The organism is uncultured Xylophilus sp., assembly GCA_913776965.1.
Taxonomy (GTDB): domain Bacteria; phylum Pseudomonadota; class Gammaproteobacteria; order Burkholderiales; family Burkholderiaceae_C; genus Xylophilus.
Map to the genome: position 1 here is coordinate 1 of CAJYQL010000129.1, position 12,015 is coordinate 12,015.

The 12,015-nt window shown below is 68.6% G+C and carries 12 protein-coding genes; 9 read left to right on the forward strand and 3 right to left on the reverse strand.

All coding sequences use genetic code 11. The features are described from left to right. The 6 genes from QZ500_RS18430 to QZ500_RS18455 form a co-directional block, all read left to right on the forward strand. Window positions 1-438: GMC oxidoreductase (locus QZ500_RS18430; protein ID WP_295857368.1), on the forward strand; the 438-nt coding region annotated here is incomplete at its 5' end. Then, complete coding sequence (locus QZ500_RS18435; RefSeq protein WP_295857370.1) at window positions 435-3,188, forward strand: glucosidase; 2,754 nt, start codon at window positions 435-437, stop codon at window positions 3,186-3,188. The genes QZ500_RS18430 and QZ500_RS18435, both read left to right, overlap by 4 nt. Before the next feature lie 44 nt (window positions 3,189-3,232). Then, window positions 3,233-4,003 (forward strand): glucose 1-dehydrogenase, encoded by a 771-nt coding sequence (locus QZ500_RS18440; protein WP_295857373.1) that lies wholly within the window; start codon window positions 3,233-3,235, stop codon window positions 4,001-4,003. Between the two features lie 164 nt (window positions 4,004-4,167). Beyond that, on the forward strand, window positions 4,168-5,202 hold the full coding sequence (locus tag QZ500_RS18445; RefSeq protein WP_295857375.1) for an ABC transporter substrate-binding protein: 1,035 nt from the start codon (window positions 4,168-4,170) through the stop codon (window positions 5,200-5,202). 80 nt (window positions 5,203-5,282) lie between these two features. After that, the gene (locus tag QZ500_RS18450; RefSeq protein ID WP_295857377.1) at window positions 5,283-6,122 is read left to right on the forward strand and encodes an ABC transporter ATP-binding protein; all 840 of its coding nucleotides are present in this window, start codon (window positions 5,283-5,285) and stop codon (window positions 6,120-6,122) included. A 12-nt stretch (window positions 6,123-6,134) separates the two neighbouring features. Then, window positions 6,135-6,908: an ABC transporter permease gene (locus tag QZ500_RS18455; protein WP_295857379.1), complete on the forward strand. Its 774-nt coding sequence runs from the start codon at window positions 6,135-6,137 to the stop codon at window positions 6,906-6,908. Between the two features lie 32 nt (window positions 6,909-6,940). Here the strand turns inward: QZ500_RS18455 and QZ500_RS18460 are convergent, their stop codons facing one another. Continuing rightward, window positions 6,941-7,213 carry a hypothetical protein gene (locus QZ500_RS18460; RefSeq protein ID WP_295857382.1) on the reverse strand — a complete coding sequence of 91 codons (273 nt, stop codon included), beginning with the start codon at window positions 7,211-7,213 and terminating at the stop codon, window positions 6,941-6,943. Between the two features lie 122 nt (window positions 7,214-7,335). Between QZ500_RS18460 and QZ500_RS18465 the strand changes: the two genes are divergently transcribed. After that, a complete protein-coding gene (locus QZ500_RS18465) occupies window positions 7,336-8,364 on the forward strand; it encodes a DUF2272 domain-containing protein (RefSeq protein WP_295857383.1) in 1,029 nt (342 codons plus the stop codon). Between the two features lie 27 nt (window positions 8,365-8,391). Here QZ500_RS18465 and QZ500_RS18470 read toward each other — a convergent pair whose 3' ends face one another. Continuing rightward, window positions 8,392-8,673, reverse strand: a complete 282-nt coding sequence (locus tag QZ500_RS18470) for a DUF427 domain-containing protein (protein WP_295857385.1) — start codon at window positions 8,671-8,673, stop codon at window positions 8,392-8,394. Window positions 8,674-8,793: 120 nt separating this feature from the next. Here QZ500_RS18470 and QZ500_RS18475 point away from each other — a divergent pair, with 120 nt between their 5' ends. Both QZ500_RS18475 and QZ500_RS18480 read left to right on the forward strand, forming a co-directional pair. Continuing rightward, window positions 8,794-10,356, forward strand: coding sequence for a glucan biosynthesis protein (locus tag QZ500_RS18475; protein WP_295857387.1), 1,563 nt, complete (start codon window positions 8,794-8,796; stop codon window positions 10,354-10,356). Between the two features lie 138 nt (window positions 10,357-10,494). Beyond that, window positions 10,495-11,004 carry a hypothetical protein gene (locus QZ500_RS18480; RefSeq protein WP_295857389.1) on the forward strand — a complete coding sequence of 170 codons (510 nt, stop codon included), beginning with the start codon at window positions 10,495-10,497 and terminating at the stop codon, window positions 11,002-11,004. 115 nt (window positions 11,005-11,119) lie between these two features. Here the strand turns inward: QZ500_RS18480 and QZ500_RS18485 are convergent, their stop codons facing one another. Further along, window positions 11,120-11,959: an HDOD domain-containing protein gene (locus QZ500_RS18485; RefSeq protein WP_295857391.1), complete on the reverse strand. Its 840-nt coding sequence runs from the start codon at window positions 11,957-11,959 to the stop codon at window positions 11,120-11,122. Between the last annotated feature and the right edge of the window lie 56 nt (window positions 11,960-12,015).

The following is a 12,015-nucleotide window of genomic DNA, read 5'->3' on the forward strand; positions in this document are numbered from 1 at the left end:
CCGGAGAACCGGATCAGCCTGCGGCCCGACGGCAGCGTGCTGCTCGACGTGACGGAAAACAACATGGAGGCGCACCGGCGGCTGCGGGCGAAACTGGAGCACCTTCTGAAGCACGCCGACGTGCACCCCCATCTGCTGGAGCGCAAGCTGTACTTCGGCAAGAACATTCCGATCGGCGGTACGGCACACCAGTGCGGCACGGCGCGCTTCGGCACCGACCCGCGCACTTCCGTGCTCGACCTTGACTGCAAGGCCCACGAACTGGACAACCTCTACATCGCCGACGCCAGCTTCTTCGTCTCCAGCGCCGCCGTCAATCCGACCTTGACGATCATCGCCAATGCGCTGCGGGTCGCCGACAGGATCGCCGAGCGCCTCAACGTGCCGACAGGGCGAGCTGCAGCCAGCGCAGCGCCCTCGACAGCGACCGCGCGATGAGCATCGCGTCTGAGCCGCCATCGTCCGGACAGGCCGAGCCATCGGCAAAAGACCCCACCTGGCAACAGTGGGGACCCTATCTCGCCGAACGGCAATGGGGCACCGTCCGAGAGGACGCCAGCGCCGACGGCCGCGCCTGGGAGGCCGTCACGCACGACATGGCGCGCAGCTTTGCCTATCGGTGGGGCGAGGACGGCATCGGCGGACTGAGCGACGACCGCCAGCGGCTCTGCCTGGCGCTGGCGCTCTGGAACGGCGAGGACGCGATCCTGAAGGAACGGATGTTCGGCCTGTCCAATGCCGAAGGCAATCACGGCGAGGACGTGAAGGAGGTGTACCACTACCTCGACAACCTGCCCGACCACCGCTACATGCGGATGCGCTACCGCTATCCGCAGCGGGCGTTTCCCTACGCGGCGCTGGTGGCGGAGAACGCCCGCCGCAGCCGGCAGGACCCGGAATACGAACTGGCGGACACCGGCATCTTCGAGGGCGGCCGCTATTTCGACGTCGAGATCGAGATCGCCAAGCGCAGCCCGACCGACCTGCTGGTGCGCTACACCGCCCACAACCGCGGGCCGGACGCCGCGACGCTGCACCTGCTGCCGACCGTGTGGTTCCGCGGCGACCCGGCGGAGCCGCATGCGCCGGTGCCCCGGCTCTCGCTGGCGGCCGACGACGACGCGGTGCTCCACGCGGACCATCCCACACTCGGCCGCTACGTCTGCCGTGTCGAGGGCACGGCGGGGCTGAACGACGAGGGCGCCTGCTTCCTGTTCACCGACAACGCGGCGAACGAGGCACGTCTGGCCGCCCTTGGATGCCAGGGGCGCCCCCTGTCCCTGGTGTCGGACACCGCCGGGCCGGCCGTGTACAAGGACGGCATCGGCGAACGTGTAGTGCACGGCGTGCGTGCGGCGGTGCGTGACCGGCCGATCGGCACCAAGGCTGCGGCTTGGCGCACCTGCACGATCGCGGCCGGCGGCAGCGCCACAATCCGCCTGCACCTGTACGCGGCGGACACCGGCGATACGACAGGCGCGGCCGTGTTCGACCGCGCAGATGCCGACATCGCCGCCGCCCGCGCGGCAGCCGATGCCTTCTACGCGGCGCGCCAGGATCCGCACCTGGACCCGACCCGGCGCGCCGTGCAGCGGCAGGCCTGGGCGGGCCTGCTGTGGAGCAAGCAGTTCTACCGCTACGACGTGCGCCGCTGGCTGCAGGGCGATGCGGGTGCTCCGCCGCTGCCGGCCGCACGGCTGCACGGCCGCAACGCCGTCGGCTGGCAGCACCTCAATGCACACGATGTGCTGCTGATGCCCGACACCTGGGAATATCCGTGGTTCGCTGCTTGGGACCTGGCCTTCCACTGCATCGCGATCGCGCCGATCGACCCGGCGCTGGCCAAGCGCCAGCTCACGCTGCTGCTGCACGACCGCTACATGCATCCCAACGGCCAGTTGCCGGCCTACGAGTGGAATTTCTCGGACGTCAATCCGCCGGTGCAGGCGCTGGCGGCCTGGAAGATCTACCAGCGCGACGCCGCCCTCACCGGCACGCCCGACACCGCCTTCCTGCGCCAGGTGCTGCACCGGCTGATGCTGAACTTCACCTGGTGGGTCAACCGGGAGGATCGCAGCGGCAACAACATCTTCGAAGGCGGCTTCCTCGGGCTGGACAACGTCGGCGTATTCGACCGCAGCCAGCCGCTGCCCGGCGGCGGCGAACTGGAGCAGGCCGACGGCACCAGCTGGATGGCGATGTACGCGCTGAACCTGATGCGCATCGCGATGGAACTGGCACAGGACGACCCGGTCTACGAGGACCTGGCGATCAAGTTCTCCGAGCATTTCTTCCGTATCGCCGGCGCCATCGCCAACGTGGGCGGCGCCGCGGGCGACGGCCTGTGGGACGAGGACGACGGCTTCTACTACGACATGATCCGCCGCCCCGACGGCAGCGTGAGCCGCCTGCGGCTGCGCACCATTGCCGGACTGGTGCCGCTGCTGGCCTGCGAAGTGCTGGACGACGCCCGGCTCGACCGGCTGCAGCGGCTGCGGTCGCACCTCGACCGCTTCCTGCAGGACCGCCCCGACCTCGACGCGCTGGTCAGCCACTGGCGCGACCCGAGCCCGCGCATCGACGCGCTGCCGCCCGGCGAGGACCCGCCCGCCCCGGCCGCAGCGGCGCAGCGACGGCACCTGTTCGCCCTGCTGCGCGGCCACCGGATGAAATCGGTCCTCGCCCGCATGCTCGACGAGGACGAATTTCTGTCGCCCCACGGCATCCGGTCGGTATCGAAAGCCTACGGCGAGCACGCCTTCGACTACACGCTGGGCGACACCCGCTATGCGCTGCACTACACGCCGGCGGAGAGCGACACCGGCATGTTCGGCGGCAACAGCAACTGGCGCGGCCCGGTGTGGATGCCGCTCAACTTCCTGATCCTCGAAGCCCTGCGGCGCTTCCATACCTACTACGGCGATGGCTTCCGCATCGAGTGTCCGACGCGCTCCGGCACCTATCGCTCGCTCGGCGAGGTGGCGGATTTCCTGCAGCAGCGGCTGGTCGGCCTGTTCGTGCCCGATGCCCACGGCGTGCGACCCGGCTGCAGCACGCCGGGCGAGTGCGCCAGCGCGCCGGGGGAACCGGCCGCCCTGCTGTTCCACGAGTATTTCCATGGCGACACCGGCCGTGGGCTCGGCGCCAGCCACCAGACCGGGTGGACCGCGCTGATCGCGCTGCTTTGACTGCGCCCGTCCCGGACCTTCTTCCCCTACCTTCAGGAGATTCCATGTCCCGTTTCACCGGAAAAGTCGCCCTCGTCACCGGCAGCAGCCAGGGCATCGGCGCCGCCTGCGCTCGCCGGTTCGCCATCGAAGGCGCCGACGTGATCCTCAACGGCCGCGCGGCCGACGGGGATGCGCATGCCTTCGTCGCCGAACTGCAGGCGCTCGGCCGGCGCGCCACCTTTATGCCGGCCGACGTGGGCAGCGCGACCGACGTGGCCCGGCTGGTGGACGACGCGGTGGCGCAGTTCGGCCGGCTGGACATCCTCGTCAACAACGCCGGCGTGGAACGCCGCAGCGACTTCTGGGACACGACGGAGGCCGACTACGACCTGGTGATGAACACCAACGTGAAGGGCATGTTCTTCGGCACGCAGGCCTTCGTGCGCCACTGCCGGGTGGCCGGGCACGGCGGCGTGGTGGTGAACATGAGCTCGGTGCACGAGGAGATCGCGTTTCCGCATTTCGCCTCGTACTGCGCCAGCAAGGGCGCCGTCCGCATGCTGACCCGCGACCTGGCCGGCGAACTGGCACCGCTCGGGATCCGCATCAACAACGTGGCGCCGGGCGCGATCGCCACGCCGATCAACCGGCACCTGATGGACACGCCCGAACTGTTGAACCCGCTGAAGCAAAAGATTCCGCTCGGCCGGCTCGGCCAGCCGGAGGAAGTCGCAGCGCTGGTCGCGTTCCTGGCGAGCGACGACGCCGGCTACATCACCGGCAGCACGTACTTCGTCGACGGCGGCTTGACGTACAGCTACAGCGAGCAGTAGGCGCACCACCACGGTGCATCGCGCACCGCATCCGTGATGGCGGAGCGGCCTCCCGCCGCCTGGATTGTGCGCAGGATCGTATACAGGATGCGGGATTTCCACGGTCGCCGGCGGGCACCGTTCTTGCAGAATGTTGCGCACACCCACAACCTGCGCCCGCTGCCATGACGACCACCCGCCGCCTGATCGCCCTCTCCGCCGTAGCTTCGGCCTGTCTCGTCGCCACCTCCGCCTTCGCCCAGGCGGCCACGCCGGTCCGCTTCCAGCTGGACTGGCGTTTCGAGGGCCCCTCGGCCTTCTTTCTGCTGCCGGTCGCCAAAGGCTATTTCAAGCAGGCCGGCCTCGACGTGACGGTCGATGCCGGCAACGGCTCCGGCGGCGCGGTCACACGGGTGGCCTCGGGCAGCTACGACGTCGGCTTCGCCGACATGGCCGCGCTGATGGAATTCCACGCCAACAACCCCGACGCGCCCAACAAGCCGGTCGCGGTGATGATGGTCTACAACAACACGCCCGCCTCGGTGATGGCGCTGAAGAAGTCCGGGATCGCCAAGCCGGCGGACCTGACCGGCAAGAAGCTCGGCGCCCCGGTGTTCGATGCCGGCCGCCGCGCGTTTCCGATCTTCGCGCAGGCCAACAAGGTCGGCACGGTGCAGTGGACCGCGATGGACCCGCCGCTGCGCGAAACCATGCTGATGCGCGGCGACGTGGACGCGATCACCGGGTTCACCTTCACCTCGCTGCTGAACCTGGAGGCGCGCGGCGCCAAGGCGTCCGACGTGGTGGTGCTGCAGTACCCCGACTACGGCGTGAAGCTGTACGGCAACGCGATCATCGCCTCGCCGAAGTTCATCAAGGAGAACCCGGCGGCGCTGAAGGCGTTCCTGTCGGCCTTCGCCAAGGGCGCCAAGGAAGTGATGGCCGACACCAAGGCCGCCGCGGTCTATGTGAAGCAGCGCGACGGCATCGCCAACGAGGCGCTGGAGGCGCGCCGCCTGCAGTTGGCGGTGGACACGGTGGTCGCAAGCGCCGACGCCCGCGCCGAGGGCTTCGGCCAGGTCAACCCGGGCCGGCTGTCGCTGATGGCGTCGCAGGTGTCCGACGCGTTCGGCACCAAGACGCGGGTGAACCCGGACACGGTCTGGACCTCGGCCTTCCTGCCGGCGAAGGCCGAGCTCGACGTGCTGCCGAAGAAGTAAGCCCCACTCCTTTTTTCATAGCACCTTGCGCAGATCCTACCTGCGCAAAGTGCCGATTTCCTTCATAAAAAAGGCTCCGTATGCAAGACGCCGCCGCGTCGCCCTATTTCGTCGACTTCCGCGACGTCTGGCTCGCCTACAACGAGGACCTGCTGCGCGCCAACCAGTTCGCCGTCGAGGCGATCGACCTGCAGGTGCGCGAGGGCGAGTTCATCGCCATCGTCGGCCCGTCGGGCTGCGGCAAGTCCACTTTCATGAAGCTCGCCACCGGCCTGCGCATGCCGTCGATGGGCAAGATCCGTATCGGCGGGCAGCCGGTGACCGGGCCGCTGAAGATCTCCGGCATGTCGTTCCAGGCGCCGTCGCTGCTGCCGTGGCGCACCACGGTCGACAACGTGCTGTTGCCGCTGGAGATCGTCGAGCCCTACCGTTCCACCTTCAAGCAGAAGCGCAAGGAGTACGAGGAGCGCGCCCGACGCCTGCTGCAGAAGGTGGGCCTCGGCGGCTACGAGGACAAGTTCCCCTGGCAGCTCTCGGGCGGCATGCAGCAGCGCGCGAGCATCTGCCGCGCGCTGATCCACGAGCCGCGGATGCTGCTGCTCGACGAACCGTTCGGCGCCCTGGACGCGTTCACCCGGGAGGAGCTGTGGTGCATCCTGCGCGACCTCTGGACCGAGCAGAAATTCAACGTGATCCTGGTGACGCACGACCTGCGCGAATCGGTGTTCCTCGCCGACACCGTCTACGTAATGAGCAAGAGCCCGGGCCGCTTCGTCGTCAAGCGCGAGATCGACCTGCCGCGCCCGCGCGACCTGGAGGTGACCTACACCAAGAAATTCACCGACATCGTGCTGGAACTGCGCAGCCACATCGGTGCGATCCGCTCGGGCGGCGCACCCGCCACCACGATTCCCCAGTAGGTCCGCACCGCCATGAGAAACAACAAACAGAACATCGAACGCTGGTCGCCCTGGCTGCTGCTGCTCACCGTGCTGCTCGTCTGGCAGATCGTGGTGTCGGCCTTCGGGGTGTCCGAATTCATCTTCCCGAGCCCGGCCCGCATCGGCCAGCAGCTCATCGAATTCAAGGGCGTGATCGCCGGCCATGCGTGGCGCACCTACTGGGTGACGATGGCAGGCTTCGGCATCGCGATCGTGGTGGGCGTGCTCCTGGGCTTCGTGATCGGCAGTTCGCGGCTCGCGTACGCGGCGGTCTATCCGCTGATGACCGCCTTCAACGCACTGCCCAAGGCGGCCTTCGTGCCGATTCTGGTGGTGTGGTTCGGCATCGGCATCGGACCGGCGATCCTGACCGCGTTCCTGATCAGCTTCTTCCCGATCATGGTGAACATCGCGACAGGCCTCGCCACGCTGGAGCCGGAACTGGAAGACGTGCTGCGGGTTCTGGGTGCGCGCCGGTGGGACGTGCTGGTGAAGGTCGGCCTGCCCCGGTCGATGCCCTATTTCTTCGGTTCGCTGAAGGTGGCGATCACGCTGGCCTTCGTCGGCACGACGGTATCGGAGATGACCGCCGCCAACGAAGGCATCGGCTACCTGCTGATCTCGGCCGGCTCCTCGATGCAGATGGGGCTGGCCTTCGCCGGCCTGATGGTGGTGGGCGCGATGGCGATGCTGATGTACGAGCTGTTCAGCATCGTCGAGAAGCGGATGACCGGCTGGGCGCACCGCGGGTCGCAGAACGCCTGAGGCGGTCGACGAACCTTGACTGACGGCATCGTTCAGCCTCCGGGCGTCTTGCTGCTGTCCTGTGGCGCGGCGCTGTCGGGATTGCTCGGGTGCACGACCTTGGTGATCGACACGGCCACCGGGTCGCTCGCCGGAAACGACTCCTCAACCGCATGATCGACCTTTTCCTCGGTCGGCTTGTGGTGAACGGTGCGCGCGGGTGGCGCATCACCGGTGCCGGCGCGCTGGGCGTCTTCGATCCGCTGGGTAGTGGGAAACGGATGGGCAGTCTCGGTGCCGGTGGCGTCTGTGCGTGTCTCGGACATGGCATTCCCTTGGGAATTGATGTGATTGCAGCCTAATGCGACCCTCTGCCTTCGCACTGTAGGCAGGGCCGGTGATATAGGTAGGAGGGAGCCGACGCCAGTGCCTCCTCTATCCTCCTTCCATGCGCGTACTTCCGGCCGCCCTGCGGCATCTTTTCCCCGCTCCTGCGGCGCTTTTCTGCGGCTTGGCAGCCCTCTCGCCTATCGCCCTCCACGCACAGACGCCGGCCGACACGGCCTGTGCCGCGACGGCCCGGGCACCGTCGCAGGACCCGCGGGTCGCAGCGCTGGTGGCCGAGGCGACCGCACAGCATCACGCCTTCGGGGGCCAAGCGATCGACACCCGGGGCCGGCTGGTCCAGGCGGGTTACCAGGAAGCCGAGTTCGACCGGGGCGACGGCGACCCGGTGCCCACGTGGCGCAAGGTGCAGCGCTTCTGGCAGGCACTCGACCCGGCAGAACCGCGCCGCGTGAAGGCGAGCGACAGTTCCACGGTGGACATGCCCCTGCTGCGCCAGACAGTGCGCGGCCTGAGCGCAGCGCGGCTGCAAACCTTCGGCAGCGATGCCGGCCTGAACGCCCGCGAGACCGCCGCGATCGAGACCTCGCTCGCCCGGGCCGCCCTGGTGGACAACCCCTGGTCCGCGGCGTTCGTCAGTTATATGGTGCGCAGCGCCGGCATCGGCAGTCAGGAATTCGTGTTCTCCGATGCGCATGCGCAGTACGTGGATGCCGCCTTCCTGGCGACTGCCGCGGAGCAGGCGCCTGCCGGCAGCGCATCGCCGACCGACGCCGCCTACCGCGCCTGCGATATCGCCCGCACCACGCCGCGCCCGGGCGACCTGCTCTGCCACACCCGCGGACCGACCGCCGGCATCGACCGCTTCGCCTCCCTGCAGACGGCGCTGGCTGAGCGGCGGCGCAGCCTGGTGCCCGGCGGCTTCGCGATGCACTGCGACATCGTGGTCGGGGTGGACCTTGACGCGGCCAAGGTTGACAGCATCGGCGGCAACGTGCTCCAGTCGGTCACCCGCCGCCGGATGGACCTGAATGGCGCCCGGCCCCCGGTGCTGAGCACGCAGTACGCCGCCGGTGGCGACCGGCTGCTCAACGCGCAGCCCTGGGTCGTGCTGCTGCAGTACCGCAAGTAGGTCGCGCCGGGCGCGCCGCCGGGATGGTCAGGCGCCGACCTTCACGCCCTTCCAGAACGCCACCCGACCGCGGATCTCCTCGGCCTCGGGCTTGGGATCGGGGTAGTACCAGACCGCATCCGGATTCAGTTCGCCATCGACCAGCAGCGAGTAGTAGCGGGCCTGTCCCTTCCAGGGGCAGGTGGTCTGGTGGTTGCTGAAGGTCACGAACTCGCGGCGCAGCGACGACTCGGGGAAGTAATGGTTGCCTTCGACGAGGACGGTGTCCTCGCTTTCGGCGATCGTCTGGCCGTTCCAGGTGGCTTTCATGGGGTCTCGCAGGGATGTGGTGATGGGAGCACGCCAGCATAACCAGCCGCGCCGCGGTCATGGTTGCCGAAGGCGCGCCGTATCCTTCGCCTCCATCCTCCGACCACTTCCCTGTTTCGCATGCAACGACGACGTTTTCTGGGTGCCGCCGGCTCGGCGGCCGTCCTCGGCGCTGGCAAGGCCGCATCGGCTTCGACCGCCCTGCCCTTCGACCATGCCGGGTTAAAGGTCCGGGCCCGCGCCCTGGCGGCCGCCCCCTGGCAACCGCCGACCACGGTGCTGCCGCCGGACGTGGCGCGGTTCGGCGAAGACGATGTGCGCGCGATCCGCTTCCGCGGCGAACGCGCCCTGTGGGCCGGCAGCGACCTCGGCTTCGAGGTCCGGCTGTTCCACCGTACGCCGGCCTTCCCCCGCAAGGTCCGCATCTTCGAGATCGTGGCCGGCCAGACCCGCGAGCTCGGCTACGTGCCGGACATGTTCGACTACGGCCGCAGCGGCCTCGACGGCACGCGCCTGCCGGCGGACTTCGGCTTCGCCGGATTCCGCATCGGTCTGCGAGGCGAGCCGCGCCAGGACCGGGTCGCTTTCCTGGGTGCGAGCTTCTTCCGGGCCGTCGGCGCATCGCGGCAGTACGGGCTGTCGGCGCGAGCGCTGGCGGTGGACACTGCCGTCTCCCGCGACGAGGAGTTCCCGGACTTCACCGAGTTCTACCTCGAACGGCCCGCCCCCGGCGCGCGGACGCTGGTGGTCCATGCGCTGCTGGACGCGCCGAGCGTGGCAGGCGCCTACCGGTTCGCGATCACACCCGGCGACACCACGGTGATGGACATCGACGCCGCGCTGTACCCACGCCGCGAGATGGACCGGCTCGGCATCGCGCCCTGCACCAGCATGTTCCTATCGGGCGAGAACGACCGCCGCGTCGCGCGCGACTGGCGCCCCGAGCTGCACGACTCCGACGGCCTGTCGATGCAGACCGGCAGCGGCGAGTGGATCTGGCGGCCGCTGCAGAACCCGGCCACGCTGCGCTTCAATGCCTTCGCCGACCAGAACCCGCGCGGCTTCGGCCTACTGCAGCGCGACCGGCAGTTCGAGAGCTACCAGGACGACGCGGCCGCCTACGAACGCCGGCCCTCGCTGTGGGTCGAACCCAAGGGTGGCTGGGGTCGCGGGCAGGTGCAGCTGGTGGAGATCCCCACGGTCGACGAGACCGCCGACAACGTGGTGGTCTTCTGGAGCCCGTCCGACCGTCCGCGGGGCGGGCAGGAACTGGTGTTCGGTTACCGCCTGCATTGGGGTACCGACGCGTCGGCCGCACCGCCGCTCGGACGCTGTCGGGCGACCCGCTCCGGCATCGGCGGCACGCCGGGCCAGCCGCGGGCCGCGTTCTCTTGGCGCTTCGCCGTCGATTTCGTGGGCGGCGATCTGGGATCGTTGTCTCCTGCCGCAGCTGTCGAAGCGCTGGTAACCGCATCCCGCGGCCGTATCGAACGGGTGTCAGCGCGCCCGCTTCCGGCGATCCGCGGCTGGCGCGCCCTGTTCGACGTGGTCCCGCCAGCCGACGGCAACCTGGAGCCGATCGGTTTGCGGCTGTTTCTGCGCGCCGAGGGGCGAGCCCTCACGGAGACCTGGATCTCGGAGTGGGCGCCGCCGTCGCTCGCGCAGCGGCAGGCGCTGCTGTAGGACCGGCGCTACCCCTGCCGGACATGTCCTATAGGCCGACCGGAACCGAACGCGCCCGACGGCGCAGCATGCACCTGCACGGCATGCGAAACGGGCTGTCCAGACTGCGTCCATCGATCTCACCGAAAGGACTTCTCCATGCAACGCTCCAACGCTTCCGTCCCGTCCCGCCTGCGTAACACCCTCGCCTTCTGCGGCGCCGCTGCCGTGATGGCGCTGTCGGCCGGCGTGGCCCATGCCCAGAACGACCCGGTCAGCAACGCGACGACCGGCGCCGATGCCAGCGGCAACTACGCTACCGAACGTGCTGCCTGCATGAACGGCCGCACCCAGCAGGCCCAGGCCACCTGCCTGGAAGAGGCCCGCAACGCAGCGGCCGACAAGAAGCGCGGCGTACTGAACAACAGCAACGGTGATTACGCTGCGAACGAGATGCGCCGCTGCGACGTGTTCCAGAATGCCGAAGACAAGGCCGCCTGCGTGGCGCGCGTCGAGGGCGGCGGCATGGCCAGCGGCAGCGTGGCCGGTGGCGGTGTGATCCGCGGTGTGGAAACCATCGTGGTGCCCGCCGGCGAACGCAATGTGCGCATCGAGCCGCAGACGGCTGATCCGGTGATTCTGGTGCCGGTGCGCGCCACCACGTACTAAGTACCAGAGGAGCGGCGGGATTTGCAGATCCCGCTTCTCTCAGCGAGTTTCTAGCGAGTTTTTCTGAACGGCGAGCCTCGGCTCGCCGTCTTTCTTGGGCCTGCGGCGAGCCGCGTCAATACAGTGGCGTGTCGATGAAACTCTCCACGTCGGGCATGTGCGTCGTCAGCCAGGCGCTGTCGAGCTGCAGTGCCGTCACCACATCGTGCGGCAGAGCGGCGATCGCGTCCGGATGCGATTTATGTTCGTCCAGTTCCAGTTCGGCCAGCAGCGTGGCGATGTGCAGGATGCCGCCCAGCCGGCAGAAGGGCTCGTGCTGCAGCGGATCGGACGCGGTTTCCAGCGCCCGGACGATCGAGTCCGGGAAATTCCAGCGGCGGGCGAGTTCGGCGGTCACGGCGCTTTCGGTGAATCCCAGCATCGACTGTTCCCGCTCCCAGCGACCGCCGGCGAAATGCGGCATGCGCTCGATCTCGTCGATCCGGTCCGGCAGCTTCTGCGCAATGATCAGTTCCCCCAGCCGGACCATGAAGCCGGCGAGCCAGGACTGCTGCACATCGGTGCCCAGCGTACGCGCCAGCCATTGCGCATAGCCGGCGATCGCCATGCTTTCCTGCCAGAACGCCTTGCTGTCCACCCCGCGGACCGCCGAGAACGAACTGCCGAGGCACGCCGCCATCGCCAGCGTGCGCACCTGGTTCAGGCCCACCATCGTGATCGCGTCGTCCAGCGAGGCCACCTGGCGCCGCAGGCCGAAACGCGCGCTGTTCGCCAACCGGATCAGCTTGGCCGCGAGTGCGGGGTCGCGCGCGATGGCGGAACGGACCGTCTCGAAAGGAATGTCGTCGTCGTGCAGCGTGCCGATCAATTCGCGTGCGACGTCGGGGATCGTCGGGATCTGCACGTCGGCGAAGAAGTCGGCGCCGATCGGCGATGCGATGGTGGTCGTGGACATATCCGGATTCCCTCCTGTGGTGGTGGCAATCGGTTGTAGCACTCTGTCACTACCGC